A 22415-nucleotide genomic window follows, 5' to 3' on the forward strand; every position below is an offset into this window, starting at 1 on the left:
AGATTCATCACTACCCGATAAGTTCCTTTGCCTGTGCTAAAGCAGCTTCAGTAATCTTGCTTCCTGAAAGCAATTGTGCAATTTCATTCAGTTTTTCTGCATCACTTAAAGGAATGATGGTAGATTGCGTTTTTCCGGAAACATCCTGTTTCACAACTTTATAGTTATCATTTCCTTTAGCCGCCACCTGCGCGAGATGGGAAATAACAATGAGCTGCATATCCTCAGACATTTCCCTCATCAGATTTCCGATTTCTTCTGCAACTTTACCTGAGACACCTGTATCAATTTCGTCCAAAATAAGGGTCGGAAGCTCATCACTTTCTGCAATAATCTTCTTTACAGCCAGCATTACTCTGGATCTTTCACCACCGGAGATCGCAGTCTGAATGGGTTTTAACGGGAAACCTGAATTCGCCTGAAAAAGCAACTGGATGCTTTCTTTCCCAAATGCATTGAATTCCTGCGCGTCTTCCAGCTGGATATCAACTTTCGCTTTTTCAAGACCTAATTTTTTAAGAAGCCCTTCTGCTTTTTTTACGAAAACAGAAACATTTTTATGACGGTTTTTCGAAAGTCTGCCAGCTAAACTCTGAAGTGTTTTTTCTTTCCTGGTAATATTTTCTTCAGTTTCAGCGATCTGTAGTTCCAGCTCTGAAGCTCCTTTCTGATCTCCGGCCAGCTGGCTTCTGATCTCTATCAGCTCATTGAGGTCTGAAACGCTATGCTTAAGAAATAAAGCATTGATTTTATTATTAAGATCTGTAAGATATAATAGATTTTCCGGATTGATTTCTACTCTTTCAGCTTCGTTTTCAAGTTCAGAAATGATATCTTTTAATTCTACAAAAGAGGTTTCAAATCTTTCATCTAGTTCTGCAAAACTGGTAGAAACTTCGGAGATTTTTGAAAGTCTGCTTTTAGCTTCATTAAAGAAGGAGAGAATACCGATCTCTTCCTGATGAAAACGAGACAAAATCTGACCCACATTTTCGGAAATCATTCCTGCATTTTCCTGAATTGAAAGTTGATTCTGAATATCTTCGTAGTCTACATCATCCAGCTTCAGCTCTTCCAATTCGTTCAGCAGAAATTCTTTATAATCGCTTTCTTTATTGGCCTCTGAAAGCTGAGTTTTCAATTTCTTCAACAGCATTTTCATGCTCTGAAAGTCGGAAAATTCATGCTGATATTCTTCAATGATCCTTTTGTTCTCAGAAAGTCCGTCAATAATTTTAAACTGGTATTCTGAGGTAAAAAGATTGGAGGTTTCAAACTGTGAGTGAATATCAATAAGCTTAGAAGAAAGTTCTTTGAGAATATCTAATGTTACCGGCACATCATTGATGAATGCCCTTGATTTTCCTGAAGGAAGTATTTCTCGTCTTATAATGGTCTGAAGTTCGTAATCCAGATCATTTTCAATGAAAAACTTCTTGAACTGATTATTGAGATTAAACTCGGTTTCTACCACACTTTTTTCTTCAGTTTTGGCAATGGATTTTACATCGGCTCTTTCTCCCAAAATAAGTCGAAGTGCTCCTAAAATAATAGATTTCCCTGCACCCGTTTCACCGGTTATTACCTGCAAACCATTTTTCAATGATACTTCGAGAGTATCAATCAGGGCAAAGTTTTTAATGTAAATTCTCGAAAGCATTGATAGTCCGGGTTATGATCCAATTTGAGTTTGAACTGTAAAAGTAAGTTTTTTTTTAATGAATTACGAAAATGTTTTTGAGGGATTTCCCTTCTTTAAATCTTCCATTTATTCCACTTATTCTCAATATTTTTAGGAGACAGAATGATCATAGTTTGTTTTAAATCATTAAGCATAAGCCCTCCATTGTTTCCGGAATTGAAAATATTGAAGATCTCATCACTTTTCGTATCCATAAAAAGATTAAAGAAATAAGCCTGCTGGAAAGTATTTTCATACATTTTCAGCTGCATCAGCGCATCAAAGATCACTTTCTTTCCTGCAGTCTGATCCTGATTGAATAAGTTATCCATTCCCGCTCTGTGGTAAGTATATATCGTTGAGCGCAGCTGGCTCCAGTTGGGGTTAACAATTTCATTGATCAGTATGCTTCGGCTTCTTGGCTCATTGATGGTATTCCATCCTTCATAGTTCCTGTTCTGTGAGTTCTGGGCAATCTGCTGGGCTTTTGCATACCATTGAGTTCCTCCCATAGACTGGAAACTATCAGCATCATATCCTAAAATAAGATAAATATAATAACTGATAACATCTGTAAGGTTTTTACCTGAGAATTGTCTTTCATTAAAAATAAGATTCTCATTTTCAATATATTCAAAAGCAAATCTCTGATCCTGAAGGTTCAGTAAAGGGGTTTCGTAAGTGGTATTGTAAACGGGACGTACAGCCTGAACTACAATAGAACCTTTGAATTTGTTGACATCTCTTTCCGAAATAACAATGGCAAACCCACATTTTATCTTTTCAAAATTCTGTAGCTTTTTCCCAGTCCAGCTGGTGTTATTAATAAAGTCTCTAAGGCTTTTTTCCAACGCTTTAAAAGCCTGCTGGTTACTTCCTCCTATCTGCTGAGAGTTTACCTGAACTGTTGCTAACAATTCCTGTGAAAAACTTTGAGTATATAGAAAAAACAGAAAAAATAAACTTATAATTTTTTTCATTGTCTATTAAAAATTGAGAACGGAAATTTATTAAAATTATTTTAAAAGTTGAGATTCAACAAAATTGAGAATATCTCTGGCCACATCTCCTTTAGACTTCAGGTTAAATTCTTTCTTTTCCGTTTTGGTAAATATTTTGATTTTATTGGTATCGTTTTTAAACCCGGCTCCTTCATCCCTCAAGGAGTTCAAAACAATCATATCCAGATTTTTCTTTTCCAGTTTTCCTTTTGCATTTTCTTCTTCATTTTGGGTTTCCAGCGCAAATCCTACCAGAAACTGGTGGGTCTTCTTTTCTCCCATTGTTTTAAGAATATCAGGATTCTTCACCAACTCGATAGTCAGGTTATCATCATTTTTCTTAATCTTTTCCTTCGCCACCTCCTTTGGTGCATAGTCTGCTACTGCGGCACTTGCAATTCCAATATCTATCTTGTCGTAAAACTCGAATACTTTTGCCAGCATTTCCCTGGCAGAAGTTACTTTATAAAGTTCTACGTTCGAATCTTTAAGGACCTGAGCGCTGGGCCCAGAAATAAGGATAACCTTTGCCCCTCTTTTTGAAGCTTCCTCCGCAAGAGAAAACCCCATTTTCCCGGAAGAATGATTTCCGATGAACCTTACAGGGTCTATGGCTTCATAGGTAGGCCCAGCCGTAATTAGAACAGTTTTCCCTTCAAGACTTTTTGCAGGGATATTTCCTGTAAAATAGTTTTCAACAGCAGTATAAATTGTTTCCGGTTCTGCCATCCTTCCCTGTCCGATCAGTCCGCTTGCCAGCTCACCGCTTTCTGCAGGAATTATAATGTGCCCAAAGTCTTCTGCAAGTTTAAGGTTTTTTTTTGTAGACGGATGTATATACATATCTAAGTCCATTGCAGGTGCAATGAATACGGGACATTCCGCAGACATATAAGTGGCAATCACCAAATTATCACACATCCCATGAACCATTTTAGATAAGGTATTAGCAGTACAGGGAGCTATCATCATGATATCTGCCCATAAAGCCAGCTCCACATGGCTGTTCCATGTTCCGTTATCTCCATAAAAGTCTGAATATACAGGTTTCTTGGATAAGGTAGACAGGCTTAGTTTCGTTACGAATTGTTCAGCATCAGGGGTCATAATAACCTGTACATCGGCTCCTTTTTTTACAAAATCTCTTATCAGAAAGTGAGTTTTGTAAGCTGCAATTCCTCCAGAAACGGCGATCAGTATCTTTTTACCGGAAATACTCATTTAGTTTTAATTTTTTGAAACACTAAAATACTTATTTTTTCCCACAATAAGGCTTTAAAACAAAGAAGGTCATAAAAGAACCTGATTCCTTTATGACCTTCATTTATAAAAACACAGATGATTATTTTCTGTCTTCTGTTTTTCTGAAATAGATATCTTCATTTAACCATTCTTCAATAGCAATTGAAGTTGGCTTTGGAAGCTTTTCGTAATGCTTAGAGATCTCTATCTGCTCTCTGTTTTCGAAAACTTCTTCTAATGTAGAATTGTGAACGGCAAATTCATCCAATTTGTTATGAAGTTCCGTACGGATCTCCGCATTGATCTGCTCTGCTCTCTTTCCCATGATAACAATAGCTTCATAGATTGAACCCACTTTATCTTCAATCTTATCTTTATCGTAAGTAATAGTATTTACTTCTGCTTTTGTATCTTTTACACTCATTTTGAGAAAATTATTTTATTTATAAGACGACAAATTTACGAATTATCTTTGAATTTTGAAAGTCGCTGCAGGAGGAGGGGTCTGAAGTGCTGCACTATCCCTCTGGATCTGCTTTGCCTGCTTTTCATTACTGATCTGATCTTTGATTTGCTGCTCAGTTTTATTTTTATCTGCCAGCTTATCAGCCTCTTTTTTCTGTCTTGCAGTTAAAGTTGCGATTTTTGCTTCTGTTTCTTTCTTAACGATAGCGAAGTGTTGTTTTTCCTTCTCCAGTTTTTCTCTAAGGTCTGTTGCCGTTTTTGAATATTCTGTATTAGGAAGTTCCTTTTCTACCATTTTTGTATAGGTAAGTGCACTTTCAATACGCTCTTCTTTAAGGCTATAAATTGATTTTGCTGCCAATTCATAACGCGATTTCATGATATAATCATAAATTTTAGAACGAAGTTTTGTACTTGGAAAGTCTTCCAATACATTTTCTAAGGCAACTCCAGCCGCTTTATATTCAGCCATTTTAAAGTACTGACGTCCGTTCTCATAAGCTTTAAACTCTAATTTATAAGAAAGCTCATCAATAAGCTGGGTAATATTTTTTGATCTTTCAGAATTAGGATAGTTAGTCAGGAAGTCCTGAAGCTCATTGATTGCCAACTCTGTGCTGGACTGGTCCAAGTTGTAATCCATAGATCCTTCATAATAACAAAGGGCAGACATATAAGCAGCCTCTTCTGCTCTTGGATCTTTTGGAAAACTAACTGCAAAATTTTTAAACTGGTGACCTGCCAACTTGTAACTTTTATCATAATAATTGGCATAGGCAGTATTAAAACCTACGTTAGGAAAATCATCTGTTCCTGCTACCAGATTTGCAAGTCTGTCATAAAGAGCCAATGCGTTTTTCCACTTTTTCTTAGCGAAATTTTCATTAGCTGCTTTTAAGATAAACTCTTTGTCAGCACTTCTCATTGCTTTTTCCTGCTGGCTTACGCAAGATGAAATTACCGCTACAGCAAAAAGACCTAAAATATATTTTTTCATATAAAAAATTCAACAGTTTACGGATTACACAGCCGATTTACTAATTTGCAAAAATATAACTTTTTTGCCAATAGATTTTTTTTTATGAATATTTAACGTAATTTTAGTCTGCAGCGTATCCTAAAATTGCAAAAACACTCAATAAAAGGTTCATTCTCACTTTTTTTTCGGCTTCTTTTGTATAGGTTTCTTCATTTTTGCTAGGGACATAGAGCTCATAAAAGTTTTTATTTCTGATCACAAATAGGGTGGATCCGATGATCATGGTAAGAATATCTTCGGGTTTTGGAGTGAAGGTAAAAACTCCGGAAGCCACTCCTTTTTTAATAACTTCATCCAGTTTTTTTACAAATAGCTGGTAAAAATCAAGCAATTCATCTTTCAGGTTTTCTGTATGACGAAGCTCCTGCGTTACAAACCCATGGAAATAATTATACTTAAATAACTGAGAAACAATATATTTTATCATTTCACGCATCTGCATTTCCGGCTTCCCATCTTTGATTGTATCTGCAAATTCTGAAAAGTTCTCTCTGGTTTTCAATACTCTGTACTGATAGAGATAAGACATCATTTTTTCTTTGGAACCAAAATAGTAAGAGATCATTGCCACATTAATATTGGCTTTGGAACATATGTCTCTCACAGATGTACCTTCATATCCTTTTTTTGCAATCAGCTCTTCCGCGATATCAAGTATATGAATCTGTTTGTCCGTAAATTTTTTTTTCATAGAGTGCACTTTGAGTAAAGTTAAGAAATTTTTAACACATTTATAAACGATCGTTTAATAATTTTAAATTAATTGTAGAAAGTCCTATTTTTGAAAATGGATTTTTTTGATTTTCATCATCATAAGAAATATATCAGCAACGGAATTTACAATTTGGATATTGAACAAATTCCGCCTGACTTCTCTTATTCCATAGGGATTCACCCTAATGATATTGATATTAATACTATTGATATACAGCTGAGCTGGATGAAAAGTATGATGTTTAAAAACTGTTTTGCTATCGGGGAATGTGGATTAGATTCTCTTGTTCCTATTGACCAGAGTATTCAGGAAGAAGTTTTTCTAAGACAAATAATGATTTCCAATGAGGTAAAGAAACCTATTATTATTCATTGTGTCAGAAAGTTTTATGAGGTTATTTCTTTTAAGAAGAAGGCTGAACAGCCTATGATCATCCACGGTTTCAATAAGAAAAGACAAATTGCAGAAGACCTTCTGTCCAATAATTTTTATCTGAGTTTTGGGAAAGCTGTTTTGTATAATTTATCTTTGCAGAATATTTTAAAAGACACCCCGTTGGACAAAATCTTTTTAGAAACTGACAATGAGGATTTTAACATCGAAGAATTGTACCTGAAAGTTTCTGAAATAAGGGCGATTTCTTTGGAACAACTCAACGAACAAATTTTAGAAAATTTACACACGATAAGAAATGGATAAATACTGGCTGGAAAGAACTGAACTGCTAATAAAAGAAGAGGGATTAGAGAAGCTGATCAAAGCTAATCTGCTGGTGATAGGCTTAGGAGGTGTAGGTTCTTTTGCTGCGGAATTCCTTGCTAGAGCAGGAGTGGGAAATATGACGATTGTGGATGGAGATACGGTAGATATTACCAATATCAACAGACAACTTCCCGCGCTGCACTCTACTGTTGGAAAGCACAAAGTGGATGTGGTGGCTGAAAGGCTTCTTGATATCAACCCACAAATCAAACTGGTGAAGATAAATGAGTTTTTAAATCCTGAAAGAATGGAAGAAGTTTTAGATTCTGCTAAGTTTGATTATGTTCTTGACTGTATTGACAGTGTAACTCCCAAATTATGTCTGATAAAAGCCGCTAAAAGGAAAAAGATAAAACTTATCAGTTCTATGGGAGCGGGTGGTAAAAGCGACCCAAGCAAAGTAATGGTAAGGGATATCAGTAAAACACAAAACTGCTTTCTTGCAAGACAGATAAGAAAAAGATTAAAAAAGGAAAACATCAATAAAGGTTTCAGATGTGTTTTTTCTAATGAGCTTCAAAATGAAGAAAGTCTGAAAATGACGGACGGGGCAAATTATAAAAGATCTTTTTATGGAACGGTAAGCTTCATTCCGGCTATTTTTGGTCTGTATGCTGCTGCTGAAGTAATCAATTATTTAGTAAAAAAAGATTAATGCAGAATTTCCAATACTCCAGAGCGGAAAAGCTTAAAAAAAACACTGAGATCAGTTTACTTTTTGACAAGGGTAAATGGAAGACATGTGGAAATCTCAGAATCATCATTCTGAAAGATAAGCCCACCCTTCCTATAGAAGCTACCCGATTTGGAGTTTCGGTTTCTAAGAGATATTTCAAGAGAGCGGTACACAGAAACCGTATAAAGAGATTACTGAGAGAATGCTACCGCCTTAACAAGGAACTCTTCCGGCAGTCCTTTGGAGAAAAGACGATGGCAATGTTATTCTGGGTCTCTCCTGTAATGCCTCAAAAGTATCAGGAGGTAGAGGCACAGTTTATAAAGCTTTGTGAGGCGCAGAAAAAACAGGCTTAGATACATCAGGATAATTTCACTCTCCTGTATCAATCCTTCATCAATAATGGTGTATAATATTAATCCCATTTTACAGGGAGGATAAACTCTAGTGATGGAAATGGATGTGAAAGTTTTTATGAGCTGAAATTTCTATTAATTCTTCGGATAGTTTTTGTATTTTTAAGGAAAACAATAAATCTGAAAATTAATATGTTAGACAATATTCCCTATTTGTCCTATATACTGAGCGCATTCATCGGTATTGGGCTGGCTGCGGCTACAGGCTTCCGGGTCTTTCTTCCCATGTTCATTGTAAGTCTGGCTTCTTATTTTCACTGGCTTCCCATGAATGAACACTTTGAATGGCTTGCCGGCCTTCCTGCTCTTATCACAACAGGAATCGCAACGGTTGCAGAAATTCTTACCTATTATATTCCTTTTATAGACCATTTACTGGACACTATTTCTATTCCTATGGCTACTGTGGCGGGTTCTATTTTATTTGCCAGTCAGTTTGCTGAATTGGGAACTTTTCCTCAATGGGCATTAGCACTGATTGCAGGCGGAGGAACGGCAGCTACCATAAGTACAGGCTTTGCGGGAATACGGGCAGCTTCTACTGCTACGACTGGTGGATTGGGAAATTCTGTAGTAGGAACTACTGAAACAGCCGGAGCAGGGATTATGTCTGTTCTAGCTATAGCACTTCCTTTTGTTGCAGCCATTGCTTCAATTGTTTTGTTGATTCTCATCATTGTCTTCGGTCGCAGAGCATTGAAAAAAATACAGCGCAGAAAAGGGACGCTCTAGATTTAAAATAAAAAAGGTACAGTCTCAAAACACTGTACCTTTTTATTTAGTTTTTACTTCTGAAATCTTTGACTTCCTGAATTTTTGATTTGAAATAGTCTTTCTTTTCAGGGTTTTTCTTAATCAATATTTCAAATGCCTTTATTGCTTTCGTATAAAGTTTCTGTTCAAAATAAAGTTTGGCCAAAGTCTCTGTCATCAAGTGGGAAATATCATCATTTTTCTCTTTAACGACATAGGTGCTTTCCTCTTTTAACTGACTGATTCTAGGATTATTTTCAATAAAAGTCTCAATTGCTTTCTCCTTAATCTCCACTTTTACTTTTTCCACCTCTTCTATTCTGTCGATTTTCAGCCAGCTTTGCCATGTATTGATAAATCCGGGGACATTGCTGTCTGCCGGAGGTTGAGTTGTCTTTTTCATCATAGCCTCTTGTGCTGTTTCTTCTTTTACAGACTCCTCTTTATCTTTATTTTCTTTTTCCTGGACGCTGAGGCTTGAAATGTCTGTTCCAAAGAATGAAACATTCATTACAGCTACCTCATCTTCTTTTGTGGCAATGGTCCCAGGAGATTCTTTCAGGGCTTCATTATTCTCAGCGTGATCATTGGCAAGCTTCGAAACAGGATCTGCAGCAGGTAAAATCTCTTCAGAAAGAGTTTCTTCGGCAATTTCCGGTTCTTGGTTTTCTTTTTTCACTTCTTCAGCAGCCACCACCGTAGTTTCTTCTATAGAAGCTGCTACCGGAGGAGTTGAAACTTCAGCTGATTTGTTGATTAAAGAATCCGGAACATTGGATTCAACACTCATTGGTTTCCATGTAGACTGAACTTCAGGAAGTTCTTTGCCTCCGATCTCTTCTTTAGAATCATCAGTTCTTACAGATTCTTTTATTTCTGTAATTTCTTCCGGTTCTGCCTCTGTTTTTACTTCCTCTGATGGGATAGATTCTTCACTGGTTGACCAAAAATGAAAGCTTTGCGTTTCTGCAAAACTGATTTCGTGATCAGGCACAGGTTCTGTTTCCACTTTTTCGTGTTCAGGAGCAGATTTCGCTTCCTTCATCTTTTTCTCAACCTCTTCGATAAGGCGTCGCATTTCATCCTCATGCTTATTGACATTCGGTTGAGAGACTTCTGCAGTCTCCGCAAGTTCTTCGTTACTGGTCTCTATTTTTACATCAGGCAGGAAGGCTTCTGTACCATGGAAACTGACTTCTGCATCGGGTTCCTGTACCTGTTGTTCTACTTCTACAGAACGGATATCTTCATTTTCAGATACTGCTTCAGGTTCTGTAGATTTTTCGCTGGTATTTTCTTCAATAGTAACTTCCGGCAATATTGCTTCTGTTTCTTCAAAGCTTATATTCTCTTCTTCTACTATTTTTTCTTCCTCCGGTTCTGATGAAATTTCATCTTCGTTAATAATGGTTTCTGAAGTAAATTCTTCACCGCCATTTTCTTCTATTTCTGCTTGTGTTTCTTCCTTTTCATTCAGCTCAGGTTCTGTTGCGGGCTCAGCTTTTTGAGTGATTAAAGTACCTGATTCCAAAGTAGATTCAATATCTATAGTCTCAGAGTTTTTGTCTTCCAAAAAGTTTTCTTCTCCTTCAAACAGGATTCTGTTTCTTTCCCCATTCACATAGATAGGGAGAATTTCCTCTGAAGTGGATAATAAGCAGACACTTTCCTCTTCCTTCTGTTGCTCCGAAGGAATTTCGTCTTCTCTTTTAATCGGGAAGCTTTTATTTTTATAAGCTTGCTGTACTGCTTTATCAGCTGGTTTGGCAGGCTGCACTTCTACTTTCTCTTCCTGTTTTATTTTTCCGTTGATCAGTTGATAAAGAATTTTTTTATCTGTGGTATATGCCGCAGTAACAGATAATTCTTTCTGATAATTTTCTTTTTCATACAGATGCACCCCATACAGATGAAGTGCCCTGATATTTTGGATATAAGGAAAAGTGTGAATCTCTTCTTTCAAAAGACCAAGGTCTTCTAACTGAATATTTTTCGGATTTTTTATTAATTCTAAAATTCTCGGATTCATCTTACCAATTCGCTACAATGTCGTTAAATATCTTATTAATAATTCTCTCGGTAACAATTTTCACCTGTGAGGTTTCGATATCACTCTGTGATAAGTTACTGTTGAAAGCAGCTTCATCAGTGTAAGTTCTGTCGAAACTCAGCTCCGGATGCAGTTTATTTTCATAATGCACTTTTACTGTGATCGTAAGTTTATTCTGAGCCTGCTGCACTACTCCTCCCGCAGAATTGGTCTGTGTACCGGAACTTATCGTGGTTGGGGTAATTGTATAGTCTGTAATTTCCCCCTCTATCAGAATATCAGGATTTTCTTTGGTTCCCTTCAACGTTGTTCTCTGGAGAAACCTGTTCTGAATATCAGTAGAAAACTGTTGTGCCAGTGCCGGGTTTACAAGAGATGCATTATTAGGAAACTCATTGATCTGAACAGTCTTTTCATCTTTCAGGGAGGATCCTGTAAAGCTATAGCAGGAGTTTAAAACTCCCAGCAGCGCAAAAAGCACTCCAACTACCATTGACTGCTTCAGACTAATATTTTTGATATTAATATTCATTTTTCACTTATTTCGTATAATTAAATTCCGGAATTATTTAAAGGTCTAGATATTCATCTAATCTTCCAGATTATACTGTTTTATTTTTCTGTATAATGTTCTTTGTGAGATTCCCAATTCATCTGCCGCTCTGTTTCTGCGGCCTTTATGCTTCTCCAATGCTTTGATAATCAAGTCTTTTTCATTGTTCTGAAGAGAAAGAGACTCGGGTCTGTTTTCTTCTACTTCAATATCCTCAATGTCTTCGTAGCTATCTTCAGGTGCCGACATGATTGTAGGGGTCTGAACAGCCGGTGCATCATTGTTATTTTCAAAATATAATAAAGACCCTGAACTTACCTGAGGCTGGCTTTCAGGGGTATAAATCCTGTTGATCAGGTTTTTTTCCTGACTGCTTAGATCTCCTGCGCCTCTGTTTTTGATCAATTCCGAAGTTAAGGATTTTAAATCATTAATATCATTCCTCATATCGAAAAGAATTTTATACATGATTTCTCTTTCGCTTCCAAAGTCATTCTGTTTGGATATATTCTGAGTATTCACCACCATTGGAAGGTGGGTCTCCATCGGGATATACTCAGCCAGTTTTTCTGCTGTTATCCTTCTGTTCCTTTCCACAACAGTCATTTGCTCAACAAGATTTCTTAACTGTCGGATGTTTCCCGGGAAAGGGTAGTTTTCAATATAGTGAACAGCACTAGGTTCCAATTCAAGCTCAGGCATCCTGTATTTCTCAGCAAAATCTATTGCAAACTTTCTGAACAGCAGATGAACATCTCCTTTTCTTTCTCTTAAAGGAGGCATATCAATCTGAACGGTGTTCAAACGGTAATATAAATCTTCACGAAATCTTCCGTCATGGATCGCTTTCATCATATTAACATTGGTAGCCGCTACAATTCGGACGTTGGTCTTCTGCACCTGTGAAGAACCCACTTTCATAAATTCACCACTTTCTAACACCCTTAAAAGGCGAACCTGCGTCTGTAGCGGTAGTTCTCCCACCTCATCCAGGAAGATTGTACCTCCATCTGCCACTTCAAAGTATCCTTTTCTGGTAGCCGTAGCTCCTGTAAAGGCTCCTTTTTCGTGCCCGAAAAGTTCGGAATCTATTGTTCCTTCAGGGATGGCCCCGCAGTTTACAACGATATAAGGCTGATGTTTTCTTCTGGATTCTGAATGGATAATTTTCGGAATAAATTCTTTTCCCACTCCACTTTCTCCTATTACAAGAACGGAAATATCTGTGGGAGCGACCTGAATTGATTTTTCCAGGGCCCTGTTAAGTGCCGGAAAGTTCCCGATAATTCCGAAACGGTTTTTTATATTTTGCAGCTCATTGCTCATAAGTAAATTTTTGATTATTGATTTAATAATAATCTACAGCTCTTCTATCTGTTGTCTGTAGACCTTGTTAAAATGATGGGTGTAGATGTCTTTCATCGTTTTTCCTTCATCATACGTTCTAAGTGCCAACGTTTTTAAATCCAAATAATCTTTGTTTCTGATCTTAGAAACTTTACTTTTAAAGTATATGTTCTCAGCAAAGTTGTATTCTTTGCTTTGTTTTTCAAAATTTTCCAGGGCTTTGTCATATTTTCCCTGTTCGAAATAAGTCACTCCCAGCTGGTAATGGTCAAACATTCCTTTGACATAACCTCTTGCTGCCAGCAGCCTTTCTATTATTCCTGCAGCTTTTCCTTTCTTTCCTAAAGCACTGTAAGACATAGCTCTCACTACATCCAGATTATAATCTCCGTTTTGAGATCTTCCTAAGTCTTCAGGATAGTACTTCTTTAATTCTTCTAAATCCTGGATAGCTCCGCTATAATCACGCAGAAACTGGAATTTACACCAGCCTCTGTAGCCCAGATACAATTTAGGATCTAAATCAACAGCTTTATCTATAAGTACTTTCCAGGTTACAAAATCTCCGTTTTTAAGATATGGAACTGATTTCTCCATATAAGCATGGGAGAAATCCGGACATAGCCCAATGGCTTTATCAAAGCCTTCCTGAGATTCTCCTGAACCTTGTAAGTATGAAGCCCAGTTGTATAACTCGCACGCTTTTTTGCAGTCCTCTCCCTCTACTGCATTACAGTTAACCTGTGCAATAGTATTGGTATAAACTATAAGTAACAAAAAGCTAAGGTAATACCTCTGAAACTTTTCCATTTTCAATTTTATAGGTTAAATACTGATAGTAATCTACTTTGAAACCTTTGATATCCTTGGGCTGCCACCCATCCAATGATTTTGTAAATTTCAGCAGTTTATTCTCAACTTCTTCATCTAAAACGTCATCCTTCAGATCTGAATTCATAGCTTTCAGTCTGAATAACCCCGTTTTTCCTTCACAATTTACTAAAAATCTTACGGTAATATAACCATAGATCTTCTTTTTAGAGTATATATTTTCTTTTTTAAGTTTTTCAACAATGGCAATTTTCTCTCCTTTATAATCAAACCCTTTTGTCCCCTGATAATACTGAAAACTAAAGGGAGCGTCTTTTCCTGCTCCACATTTTTTAAAATCAATATCATCCGGTTTTCCATCAAATTCAATATCTCCTACGGTATTGGGATATTTATTACTATTTTTTTCCACCTGACAGGAAATCAAGACAGAAGAAAACAGGGTAAAGAAATAAACCGCTTTGATCAAAACTTTATTTTATTCTGTCAGCCTCCCTAAAAGTGTGCCCTGGGTATTGTCATAAACAAAAACATCCAAAATGTCACCCACTTTCTGCCCTTCAATCTTATCAATAACACATACTGCGTTCTGAGAATTCCTTCCTTTCCATTGATTTTCATTTTTCCTGGAAGTTCCTTCAATCAGAATCTGGTGCGTTCTTCCAACATAAGATTCCATTCTCTTTCTGGAAAGCTCACGCTGTAAATCAATCACCTCAGCAAGGCGTCTCTGTTTCACATCGGCAGGAATATTATCTTCCATTTTTTTATGAGCAGGAGTTCCCGGCCTTTCTGAGTACGCAAACATATATCCGTAGTCATATTCTACTTCTTTCATCAGGCTTAAAGTATCCTGGTGATCCTCTTCGGTCTCATTACAGAACCCAACAATCATATCCTGAGAAAAAGATACGTCAGGAACTATTTCTTTGGCCTTTCTGATCAAGTCCAGATACTCTTCGCGGGTATGCTGTCTGTTCATCGCTTCAAGCATATTATTGCTTCCGCTTTGTACAGGAAGATGTACATATTTACAAATATTATTATGCTTTGCCATCATTCTGAATACATCAAGGCTCATATCCTGAGGATTTGAAGTTGAGAACCTGATTCTCATTTCAGGAACAGCTTTAGCCACCAAATCAAGCAGGTTTGCAAAATTCACAGCTGTAGCCTTCTGCATTTCAGAAGCTTTTGCGAAATCTTTCTTAGGACCTCCTCCATACCACAGGTAAGAGTCTACGTTTTGCCCTAAAAGGGTAATCTCTTTATACCCATTATTCCAAAGATCTTTACATTCGTCAAGAATGGAATGTGGATCCCGGCTTCTTTCTCTTCCTCTGGTAAAAGGGACTACACAGAATGTACACATATTATCACAACCTCTGGTAATGGTTACAAAAGCAGTCACTCCATTCCCGCCTAAACGTACCGGATTAATATCAGCGTATGTTTCTTCTTTGGAAAGAATGACATTAATAGCATCTCTACCATCTTCAGTTTCTTTCAATAAGTTAGGCAAATCTCTATAGGCATCCGGACCTACAACGAGGTCAACAAGCTGTTCTTCCTCTAAGAATTTAGTTTTTAGCCTTTCCGCCATGCATCCCAGCACTCCTACCGTCATGCCCGGTCTTTCTTTCTTTAGATTTTTGAACTGGGCAAGACGCATTCTTACAGTCTGTTCCGCTTTCTCACGAATGGAACAGGTATTTAACAAAATAAGGTCTGCTTCTTCTACTTTCATCGTCGTATTGTACCCCTGTTCATTAAGAATAGATGCAACGATTTCAGAATCAGAGAAGTTCATCTGACAACCATAGCTTTCTAAAAACAATTTTTTAGAATTCTCAGGTTTTTCAGCAATAGCAAAAGCTTCGCCTTGTTTTGTTTCGTCAATATATTTTTCCTGCACGATAATCAATTTAGGTTCGGGATTAAAACACAGAGAATTTTTCCGTGAATTTTAAATTACGAACAAATAAGTCTGCAAAGATACAAAATATTGTGACAGAATGTCAGGGCTATCTATCTTCTCTGAATGTTATTGAAAAATCTATTGGGATTGCAATCCTTTGTTTTATAGGAAGGCTAGCATACAGAGCTGGCTTCCACACTTTTTTCATTCTCGCAAGTGTTCTCAGGAAATCCATATTAAAACTTCGGTTATTGACCTCCGGATAAAATCTTGGATTTACAATATGCCCTTCCTTGTTGATATAGAATTCCAGATTTATCTTTCCGTTGATATGGTAATCTTCGAACAATACCATAAAGTTATCATGAAAATCTTTATTAAATTCTTTTTTTCCTCCTGCATATTCAGCCGGCCTCACAAAAGCATTGGCATTATATCCTGATCTATAATTGCTCATCAGATCTTTAGGATAAATAATGAATTCTGCAACAGCTCCTATTTTACCTCCTTTTACTTCAGCTGCTTTCCAATGGACAAGGTTTTTTATAACTTCTTTGGATAGGTTGTAAGCACACTTGTTCTTTGCAATATTTATGGTGTCAAAATCTTTAACCAGCTTTACTCCTGCTTCTTTTGTAACTAAGATTCTTGGCTGATAAATCTCATTTTCATCACACTCTTTCAGTTTATTGTTGACAATATATTCATGAGCCTCTTTATAAAAATTGACCAGGCCGCCTTCATAAAAATTCTGATTTCGGGGGTATTCATCTAGAACTTGTGCTTTGTTTTGAGATGCAAAAGCAAGGCACAAAATAAAGAGGATTTTCTTACCCCCCCAATTAAAGTTATTCAATAGTATATAGTTTTTTAATTAGTTATTTTAGTATATATAAGATGTAGAATGGCTGCAGAAATACAAAACTTCGATTGTTTTAAGTCTCGTATAGACATATCACGTGGAACAATTCTCAGAAGACTTCATTCTAATTTTCCGAAAAGGGCCAAAATGATTTTCAATCATTTTTTAATCATGGTCATAGACATTATTCTGAAAATTGATTTTCATGATAAGTTTAGAATCAACGGGGATGCCATTCTTTGTAGCTGGAGTCCACTTTCCTTTTACCTTTTTAAGAGCGAACTTCATATCATCAATAAATGTTTCATCATTTCTGAATCTTGGAAGTATATCTACTTTATCAATTTTCCCTTTTGAATTGATATTAAACAGGAAAGTCACTTGTCCCTGAATGGCATATAAAGCAACATCAATATAGGCATGTACCATATTCAGAAATTCTTTCCGAAAGGCATCATCTCCACCTGGAAATTCTGCTTTCTGGAAATTTTCTCCATTTTGAGTTTGAATCTGAGCCTTTGCTTCCTGCGAAAAACCCCTACCGTTTAAAAGTAATAAAGGTAAAATTAAAAGATATTTTTTCATGGATTAATCAATATCTGTAGATATGGATGAAAAGCTCATTTTAATTTTCATCTGTGAAGATACAGGCTGTCCGCCACATGACGCAGGAGTCCAGTTTTTCTTAATTCTTCTTACAACATATTGCATATCATCAAAGAAAACCTTGCTATTCTCCACCTTAGGCACTCCTGTAACATCAATTACTTTTCCTTTAGCATCAATAGTTAATGTGAATGTAAAATCTCCTGACAATGCATAGAAATCCGAATTCAGATAGGCATACATATATTTATTCAATATGTTTTTATACGCTGCCACCCCTCCTTCAAAGCCCGCGGGCCTAAAGTCATTACATTTAACAGCAACCTGCATAAAGGGTTCCTTGATATCTATCTTTAAAAGATTCTTGTTGCTGTCTCTGATAAAAGAATCATCTCTATCTTCCTGGTCCTGTGCAAAGGAAAAATTGGCAACACATAGGGCTAAGAATAAAAATATCGTTCTCATAATTTTGTTAGCTAGTATTAATTATTAGCAAAGGTAAATATTTACCTCATTGATAGGAAAAAAAAACTTCACATCAGATGTGAAGTTTTTAAAAATATGGTGATTTTATCTCTTTTGTAGGACCATCATTTTACAACAGGCCTTTGATATGCTTATAATTACTTTTCACTGTTTCAAAAACCTCATCCATTTTTCCGCCAAGCATGAGCTGTGCCATAGATTTCGTCATTCCCATAACCTGTTCAAATTCAATTTTGGGAGGGAGCGCCAAGGCATTAGGATTTGTGAAAATATTCAAGAGGTAAGGTCCGTTATGCTCCAGGCATTCTTTTATAGAACTTTGTACGTCTTCAGGTAGGTGCACATTTTTCCCAGGGTATCCCATTGCATGGGCAACCATTGCAAAATCAGGATTGATCATATCTGTTTCATTATCCGGCATTCCGCCTACTTCCATTTCAAGTTTTACCATTCCTAGCGTCCTGTTATTGAATACAATGAGCTTCACGGGAAGCTTATACTGAAAAATGGTTGCCATGTCTCCCAAAAGCATCGACAGTCCTCCATCTCCACACATTGCAATAACCTGTCTTTCCGGATGTGAAAGAGCAGCACCAATAGCCATAGGCATTGCATTAGCCATTGATCCATGATTAAAAGATCCCAGCATTTTTCTTTTTCCGGTTCCGGTAATAAATCTGGCACCCCACACACAACACATTCCTGTATCTACGGTAAAAATAGCATCTTTATCAGCAAGCCGGTCTAAAGTATGTGCAACATACTCCGGCTGAATTGCATTCTCTTTACCATAGTCTTTGACGTATTCTAACTGGTTCTCTTTTACTTTTTCGTAAAATGCCAGTTGCTCATTAAGAAAATGAACGTCTGTTTTCTCGTCCAGCAAAGGAAGCAAAGCAAGAATTGTCTCTTTTATATCTCCTGTGAGCCCCAATTCCAGTTTCGCTCTTCTGCCCAGCCTCTCCGGGCTCTCGTCTATCTGCACGATTTTATTTTTTAAAGGCATGAATTTCTGATAAGGAAAGTCTGTTCCGAGAAGGATAACCAGCTCTGCTTCATGCATTGCGTGAAACGCTGATGGAAATCCTAAGAGCCCGGTAAGCCCTACTTCATTAGCATTATTAGGCTGAATATCCATTTTTCCACGGAATGAATATCCTACAGGAGCTTTTAAGAGCTCAGATAATGTTATTACTTCTGTGCTTGCTCCTGCTGCTCCAATTCCGCAATACAGGGTTACTTTTTTGCTTTCGTTGATCAGTTTAGCTAAACGCTTCAGCTCTTCATCTGAAGGGCGTATAACGGGATTAGTCCTAAATATTTGGGTAGAGGTAGTTGTTTCTTCCGCGTCCAGTTCAGAGACATCTCCCGGAAGCCCTATTACTGCAACTCCCTTCTTAGAGATTGCATGCTGAATGGCTGTCTGAATAGTTCTCTGCACCTGTTCCGGTCTTGTAATCATCTGATTATAATAACTGCAGTCATCAAATAGCTTTATCGTATTGGTTTCCTGAAAGTAATCCATTCCCATTTCTTCACTGGGAATAGTGGAAGCTATGACCAACATCGGAACATGAGACCGGTGCGCCTCATACACCCCATTGATCAAATGGACATGTCCCGGACCACAACTGCCCGCACATACCGCCAAACCATCCAGCTCGGCTTCAGCCGCCGCCGCATAGGCTCCCACTTCCTCGTGCCGTACATGGATCCATTGAATACTGCTTTTCTTAACAGCTACATTAAGATGATTAAGGCTGTCACCCGTTACTGCATAAATTCTTTTCACATTAGCACTTTCGAGCATTTCTACAATTTGCTCTGCTATATTTTTAGCCATAATTAATATGTTTTGGTGGTTGTTTTTCTATGAAAAATAGTAATGGATATAAAGATAAGCCTCTATATCTCTATCAAAATTAACTAATTAAATTGGAACTTCCGCAGGGTTTCAATGTTAAAGGTTCCTAAATTCATGATCAGACTTTATAGGTTCTTGGGAAGAAAAGAATTATTATTTTCAGGCAAAATCCGCAAGGTTCTTTGGATTTAAACATCTGTTAAACACAAAGACAAAATCCCTTTAAAACAAAAGCAAAAAATCTTGCAGTATTTATATTGGATAAATAGTACCGTATTTTCCGGTAAAAGAAAAACGGCTATCCAAAAGACAGCCGTTTATATATATTTTTTTAAGTCTTTAGATCACTACTTCGATCTGATTTCTTAATAAATCTTCAAATTCATCTCTTTTACGGATCAGGTGAGCTTTTCCATTCAGGAATAATACTTCTGCAGGTTTCAATCTTGAGTTGAAGTTAGAACTCATTTCAAACCCGTAAGCTCCTGCATTATGGAAAGCAAGGACATCCCCTTCCCTCACTTCATGCAGCTTCCTGTCCCATGCGAATGTATCTGTTTCACAAATGTTTCCTACTACAGTATAGATTCTTTCCGCTCCCTTTGGATTAGATAAGTTCTCAATCGTGTGGTAAGAATCGTAGAACATCGGACGGATCAGGTGGTTAAATCCAGAATTAACACCTACAAAAACTGTAGCGGTAGTCTGCTTAATCACATTAGCTTTCACCAATAGATAGCCGCTCTTTCCTACCAGGAATTTCCCAGGCTCAAACCATAACTCGAATTTTTTCCCCGTTGTTTTTGAAAATTCGCTTAAAACGTGTTCTACTTTTTTACCTAAAGTTTTAACGTCAGTTTCCTCTTCGCTGTCCTGATAAGGAATTTTGAAGCCACTTCCCATATCAAGATATTTCAGGTTGGGGAAATGCTCAGAAAGCTCCAGCATGATATCCAAAGCCTGAAGAAATACATCAGGATCTTTGATTTCACTTCCTGTATGCATGTGAAGTCCTTCCACATTCAGGTTGGTAGATTTCATCACTCTTTCTATGTGACGAACCTGGTGAATAGAAATACCAAATTTACTGTCGATATGTCCTGTTGAAATTTTATAGTTACCACCAGCAAAAATATGCGGGTTGATCCTTACTAAAATCGGATATGTATTTCCGTATTTATTCCCGAATTGCTCAAGAATAGAAATGTTATCAATGTTTATATGAACTCCACAAGCCATTGCCTCTTCTATTTCTGCTAAGTCAACACAATTTGGAGTAAACAATATTTTCTCTTTCGGAAATCCTGCTTTCAGTCCAAGTTTGACTTCATTAATAGATACACAATCCAAAGAAGCACCCAAGTTCTTGACATACTTCAAAATATTGATGTTTGTCAATGCCTTCGCAGCATAGAAAAACTTTGTGTGTTTTAAAAAAGAAGATGTAAGTTTTTCATATTGAACTTTGATGGATTCAGCATCGTAAACATACACCGGGGTGCCAAACTCATTGGCAATCTTTAATAATTCTTTTGAATTCATAATTTCATTTTAACATAAAAAAAGGCAGATTCTTAGATAAAGAGTCTGCCACATTAATTATTTTTATGCAAGACAACTCTTTTAAATATTCCAAACCTTAGAGAACTTTACAGCTCCCTTTTTTCCAGTTTTAATTTGTTTAAAATTTTGCATTGCTTCGTTTTATTTTTTACAAAAATACTATTTATTTTTTATTTTAAGAAAATTGATTTGAAAAGCATCTTCTTTTTTATAAAAGATTATACAGTCTAAATTCTTCCGTTATTTTGGCAAAGGCAGTGTCTCAAAGTCACCACGCAGCATTGCCAGCTGCAATTCGTTGTTCAGATCCGTAGAAGATAAAGGAAGATCAATTTTTAATTTGGCAAGCTTACTCAGCGTCTGAATCTGTGTAAACAGCTCATAAAAACCAAAAGACATTACCCTCCCGTTTTCAATAATCAAAAATAATTTCTCACCTAATTTTCTTCCGGCACCCAGCCACAATTCATTTCTTTTTTTGAAATCAATTTTATGTTTTAATACAGAAAAATCATTGTATTCTTCATGAGAATTAATAAACTGAACGGCTTTTGTACCCTGTGTAAATGATCTGAATTTTAAAACCGGCTTTTCTGTTTTATTGAGCTGATTTTTTTCAACGATATATTTCCCGTTCCTAAAATAAAGTCCAAAAGGTAAAACTTCTTTCTTTTTAATATTTTTAGAATTCAGGATCAGCTTCGCAATAATATCTGTTCCGGTAAGTTCAAAATTAATCTGCTCAACATCTCTCTGGATCGGCTCCCATTTCTTTGACTTGGAATTGAACATTTTTTTTGAATACTTGTTGATATCCTGCACATAATCAGAAAAAATAATTCGTCCAACTTCATCCTGAAAATAAACAAACCCTTTTTCATTCGGAAGATCCTGGGTAAGCTCTTTAATCTTGTTGATATAGGTTTTCGCATTGGACTCATCATGCTGCTTTTGAATGATCTCATTTTCGGTATCTTTTGAGATCAACAGTTTGAAAAGTTCCAATGTGGCTCGTGCATCTCCATCAGCCCTGTGATGATTGGTCAAAGGAATTCCCAGTGACTTCACCAGTTTTCCCAATGAGTAGCTTACCTCATCCGGAATCATTTTTTTAGCTAATGGAATGGTATCTAAAGTATTGATTTTAAAATCATAACCAAGCCTTTTGAAGGACTGGCGAAGCATTCTGTAATCAAAATCAATATTATGCCCTACCAATGTTGTATTCTGGGTAATTTCGATAACTCTTTTGGCTATTTCATGAAATTTAGGAGCAGTTTTCACCATTTTAGGAGTGATACTCGTAAGCTTTTGAACAAAAGGAGTGATATCACTTTCAGGGTTTACAAGAGATATAAACTGGTCCGTAATTTTCTGACCGTCATATCTGTAGATGGCGATATCTATAATGCATTCATTTCTATAACCTGCACCATTACTTTCTATATCTATAATTGAATACATTGAATTTCTGTTAACTGCTGTTTCTAATTTATATTAAACCCATTTTTAATTCCCATCAAAATCTGGGTTTACTTTTACCATATAAGTAAAGATAACCTGCTAAAATAACAAAAAATATGTC

22 protein-coding genes are annotated in these 22415 nt (G+C 36.6%); 4 read left to right on the forward strand and 18 right to left on the reverse strand.

Annotation, left to right across the window (positions count from 1 at the left end):
• Nucleotides 1-10: 10 nt before the first annotated feature.
• From AC27VX_RS11510 to AC27VX_RS11535, 6 genes are all read right to left on the reverse strand, one after another.
• Nucleotides 11-1660, reverse strand: coding sequence for a DNA repair protein RecN (locus AC27VX_RS11510; RefSeq protein WP_488695668.1), 1650 nt, complete (start codon nt 1658-1660; stop codon nt 11-13).
• Between the two features lie 95 nt (nt 1661-1755).
• Nucleotides 1756-2661 (reverse strand): type IX secretion system protein PorD, encoded by a 906-nt coding sequence (gene porD / locus AC27VX_RS11515; protein ID WP_236856501.1) that lies wholly within the window; start codon nt 2659-2661, stop codon nt 1756-1758.
• A 36-nt stretch (nt 2662-2697) separates the two neighbouring features.
• Entirely contained in the window at nt 2698-3903 is a 1206-nt protein-coding gene (gene coaBC / locus AC27VX_RS11520; protein WP_488695670.1) for a bifunctional phosphopantothenoylcysteine decarboxylase/phosphopantothenate--cysteine ligase CoaBC, read from the reverse strand.
• A 121-nt stretch (nt 3904-4024) separates the two neighbouring features.
• Entirely contained in the window at nt 4025-4348 is a 324-nt protein-coding gene (locus AC27VX_RS11525; protein WP_027372958.1) for a DNA-directed RNA polymerase subunit omega, read from the reverse strand.
• Nucleotides 4349-4390: 42 nt separating this feature from the next.
• Nucleotides 4391-5386, reverse strand: a complete 996-nt coding sequence (locus AC27VX_RS11530) for an outer membrane protein assembly factor BamD (RefSeq protein WP_236856503.1) — start codon at nt 5384-5386, stop codon at nt 4391-4393.
• Nucleotides 5387-5489: 103 nt separating this feature from the next.
• The gene (locus AC27VX_RS11535; protein ID WP_236856504.1) at nt 5490-6119 is read right to left on the reverse strand and encodes a TetR/AcrR family transcriptional regulator; all 630 of its coding nucleotides are present in this window, start codon (nt 6117-6119) and stop codon (nt 5490-5492) included.
• Between the two features lie 96 nt (nt 6120-6215).
• Here AC27VX_RS11535 and AC27VX_RS11540 point away from each other — a divergent pair, with 96 nt between their 5' ends.
• From AC27VX_RS11540 to AC27VX_RS11555, 4 genes are all read left to right on the forward strand, one after another.
• The gene (locus tag AC27VX_RS11540) at nt 6216-6842 is read left to right on the forward strand and encodes a TatD family hydrolase (protein ID WP_300690641.1); all 627 of its coding nucleotides are present in this window, start codon (nt 6216-6218) and stop codon (nt 6840-6842) included.
• On the forward strand, nt 6835-7560 hold the full coding sequence (locus tag AC27VX_RS11545) for a tRNA threonylcarbamoyladenosine dehydratase (protein WP_236856506.1): 726 nt from the start codon (nt 6835-6837) through the stop codon (nt 7558-7560). Before AC27VX_RS11540 ends, AC27VX_RS11545 begins: the two co-directional genes overlap by 8 nt.
• Nucleotides 7560-7937, forward strand: a complete 378-nt coding sequence (rnpA, locus tag AC27VX_RS11550; protein ID WP_236856507.1) for a ribonuclease P protein component — start codon at nt 7560-7562, stop codon at nt 7935-7937. The genes AC27VX_RS11545 and rnpA overlap by 1 nt, the downstream gene beginning before the upstream one ends.
• 192 nt (nt 7938-8129) lie before the next feature.
• A complete protein-coding gene (locus AC27VX_RS11555) occupies nt 8130-8729 on the forward strand; it encodes a DUF4126 domain-containing protein (protein ID WP_236856508.1) in 600 nt (199 codons plus the stop codon).
• 46 nt (nt 8730-8775) lie between these two features.
• On the opposite strand, the gene AC27VX_RS11560 is transcribed toward AC27VX_RS11555, so the two are convergent.
• The 12 genes from AC27VX_RS11560 to AC27VX_RS11615 all read right to left on the reverse strand — a co-directional run bounded on the left by AC27VX_RS11560 (nt 8776) and on the right by AC27VX_RS11615 (nt 22294).
• Nucleotides 8776-10779 carry a tetratricopeptide repeat protein gene (locus tag AC27VX_RS11560; RefSeq protein WP_236856509.1) on the reverse strand — a complete coding sequence of 668 codons (2004 nt, stop codon included), beginning with the start codon at nt 10777-10779 and terminating at the stop codon, nt 8776-8778.
• A gap of 1 nt (nt 10780) precedes the next feature.
• Entirely contained in the window at nt 10781-11332 is a 552-nt protein-coding gene (locus AC27VX_RS11565; RefSeq protein WP_236856510.1) for an LptE family protein, read from the reverse strand.
• A gap of 57 nt (nt 11333-11389) precedes the next feature.
• Nucleotides 11390-12679: a sigma-54 interaction domain-containing protein gene (locus tag AC27VX_RS11570; RefSeq protein WP_236856511.1), complete on the reverse strand. Its 1290-nt coding sequence runs from the start codon at nt 12677-12679 to the stop codon at nt 11390-11392.
• A gap of 33 nt (nt 12680-12712) precedes the next feature.
• Nucleotides 12713-13510: a tetratricopeptide repeat protein gene (locus AC27VX_RS11575; RefSeq protein WP_236856512.1), complete on the reverse strand. Its 798-nt coding sequence runs from the start codon at nt 13508-13510 to the stop codon at nt 12713-12715.
• Nucleotides 13482-13943 carry a hypothetical protein gene (locus AC27VX_RS11580; protein WP_488695676.1) on the reverse strand — a complete coding sequence of 154 codons (462 nt, stop codon included), beginning with the start codon at nt 13941-13943 and terminating at the stop codon, nt 13482-13484. The genes AC27VX_RS11575 and AC27VX_RS11580 overlap by 29 nt, the downstream gene beginning before the upstream one ends.
• 66 nt (nt 13944-14009) lie before the next feature.
• On the reverse strand, nt 14010-15446 hold the full coding sequence (gene miaB, locus AC27VX_RS11585; RefSeq protein WP_300690653.1) for a tRNA (N6-isopentenyl adenosine(37)-C2)-methylthiotransferase MiaB: 1437 nt from the start codon (nt 15444-15446) through the stop codon (nt 14010-14012).
• A 109-nt stretch (nt 15447-15555) separates the two neighbouring features.
• On the reverse strand, nt 15556-16305 hold the full coding sequence (locus tag AC27VX_RS11590) for an energy transducer TonB (protein ID WP_300690655.1): 750 nt from the start codon (nt 16303-16305) through the stop codon (nt 15556-15558).
• A 171-nt stretch (nt 16306-16476) separates the two neighbouring features.
• Entirely contained in the window at nt 16477-16896 is a 420-nt protein-coding gene (locus AC27VX_RS11595) for an energy transducer TonB (protein WP_488695679.1), read from the reverse strand.
• Between the two features lie 3 nt (nt 16897-16899).
• Complete coding sequence (locus AC27VX_RS11600; RefSeq protein WP_236856517.1) at nt 16900-17382, reverse strand: hypothetical protein; 483 nt, start codon at nt 17380-17382, stop codon at nt 16900-16902.
• Between the two features lie 130 nt (nt 17383-17512).
• Nucleotides 17513-19246: a thiamine pyrophosphate-dependent enzyme gene (locus AC27VX_RS11605; protein WP_488695681.1), complete on the reverse strand. Its 1734-nt coding sequence runs from the start codon at nt 19244-19246 to the stop codon at nt 17513-17515.
• 360 nt (nt 19247-19606) lie between these two features.
• Nucleotides 19607-20809: a diaminopimelate decarboxylase gene (gene lysA, locus AC27VX_RS11610; RefSeq protein WP_236856519.1), complete on the reverse strand. Its 1203-nt coding sequence runs from the start codon at nt 20807-20809 to the stop codon at nt 19607-19609.
• Between the two features lie 261 nt (nt 20810-21070).
• Nucleotides 21071-22294 (reverse strand): 3'-5' exonuclease, encoded by a 1224-nt coding sequence (locus tag AC27VX_RS11615; RefSeq protein WP_236856520.1) that lies wholly within the window; start codon nt 22292-22294, stop codon nt 21071-21073.
• Between the last annotated feature and the right edge of the window lie 121 nt (nt 22295-22415).

The sequence above is a fragment of the Chryseobacterium sp. 14P4.3.2 genome (genome assembly GCF_057799275.1).

Excerpts from the sequence above, each read along its gene's own strand:
- AC27VX_RS11540 (WP_300690641.1), top strand. The coding sequence starts at position 6,216 with ATGGATTTTTTTGATTTTCATCATCATAAGAAATATATCAGCAACGGA.
- AC27VX_RS11595 (WP_488695679.1), bottom strand. The coding sequence starts at position 16,896 with ATGAAAAAATATCTTTTAATTTTACCTTTATTACTTTTAAACGGTAGG.
- porD (WP_236856501.1), bottom strand. The coding sequence starts at position 2,661 with ATGAAAAAAATTATAAGTTTATTTTTTCTGTTTTTTCTATATACTCAA.
- AC27VX_RS11560 (WP_236856509.1), bottom strand. The coding sequence starts at position 10,779 with ATGAATCCGAGAATTTTAGAATTAATAAAAAATCCGAAAAATATTCAG.
- lysA (WP_236856519.1), bottom strand. The coding sequence starts at position 20,809 with ATGAATTCAAAAGAATTATTAAAGATTGCCAATGAGTTTGGCACCCCG.
- AC27VX_RS11510 (WP_488695668.1), bottom strand. The coding sequence starts at position 1,660 with ATGCTTTCGAGAATTTACATTAAAAACTTTGCCCTGATTGATACTCTC.
- AC27VX_RS11545 (WP_236856506.1), top strand. The coding sequence starts at position 6,835 with ATGGATAAATACTGGCTGGAAAGAACTGAACTGCTAATAAAAGAAGAG.
- AC27VX_RS11615 (WP_236856520.1), bottom strand. The coding sequence starts at position 22,294 with ATGTATTCAATTATAGATATAGAAAGTAATGGTGCAGGTTATAGAAAT.
- AC27VX_RS11555 (WP_236856508.1), top strand. The coding sequence starts at position 8,130 with ATGTTAGACAATATTCCCTATTTGTCCTATATACTGAGCGCATTCATC.
- AC27VX_RS11565 (WP_236856510.1), bottom strand. The coding sequence starts at position 11,332 with ATGAATATTAATATCAAAAATATTAGTCTGAAGCAGTCAATGGTAGTT.
- AC27VX_RS11600 (WP_236856517.1), bottom strand. The coding sequence starts at position 17,382 with ATGAGAACGATATTTTTATTCTTAGCCCTATGTGTTGCCAATTTTTCC.
- AC27VX_RS11525 (WP_027372958.1), bottom strand. The coding sequence starts at position 4,348 with ATGAGTGTAAAAGATACAAAAGCAGAAGTAAATACTATTACTTACGAT.
- AC27VX_RS11570 (WP_236856511.1), bottom strand. The coding sequence starts at position 12,679 with ATGAGCAATGAGCTGCAAAATATAAAAAACCGTTTCGGAATTATCGGG.
- coaBC (WP_488695670.1), bottom strand. The coding sequence starts at position 3,903 with ATGAGTATTTCCGGTAAAAAGATACTGATCGCCGTTTCTGGAGGAATT.
- rnpA (WP_236856507.1), top strand. The coding sequence starts at position 7,560 with ATGCAGAATTTCCAATACTCCAGAGCGGAAAAGCTTAAAAAAAACACT.
- AC27VX_RS11605 (WP_488695681.1), bottom strand. The coding sequence starts at position 19,246 with ATGGCTAAAAATATAGCAGAGCAAATTGTAGAAATGCTCGAAAGTGCT.
- AC27VX_RS11530 (WP_236856503.1), bottom strand. The coding sequence starts at position 5,386 with ATGAAAAAATATATTTTAGGTCTTTTTGCTGTAGCGGTAATTTCATCT.
- AC27VX_RS11575 (WP_236856512.1), bottom strand. The coding sequence starts at position 13,510 with ATGGAAAAGTTTCAGAGGTATTACCTTAGCTTTTTGTTACTTATAGTT.
- AC27VX_RS11535 (WP_236856504.1), bottom strand. The coding sequence starts at position 6,119 with ATGAAAAAAAAATTTACGGACAAACAGATTCATATACTTGATATCGCG.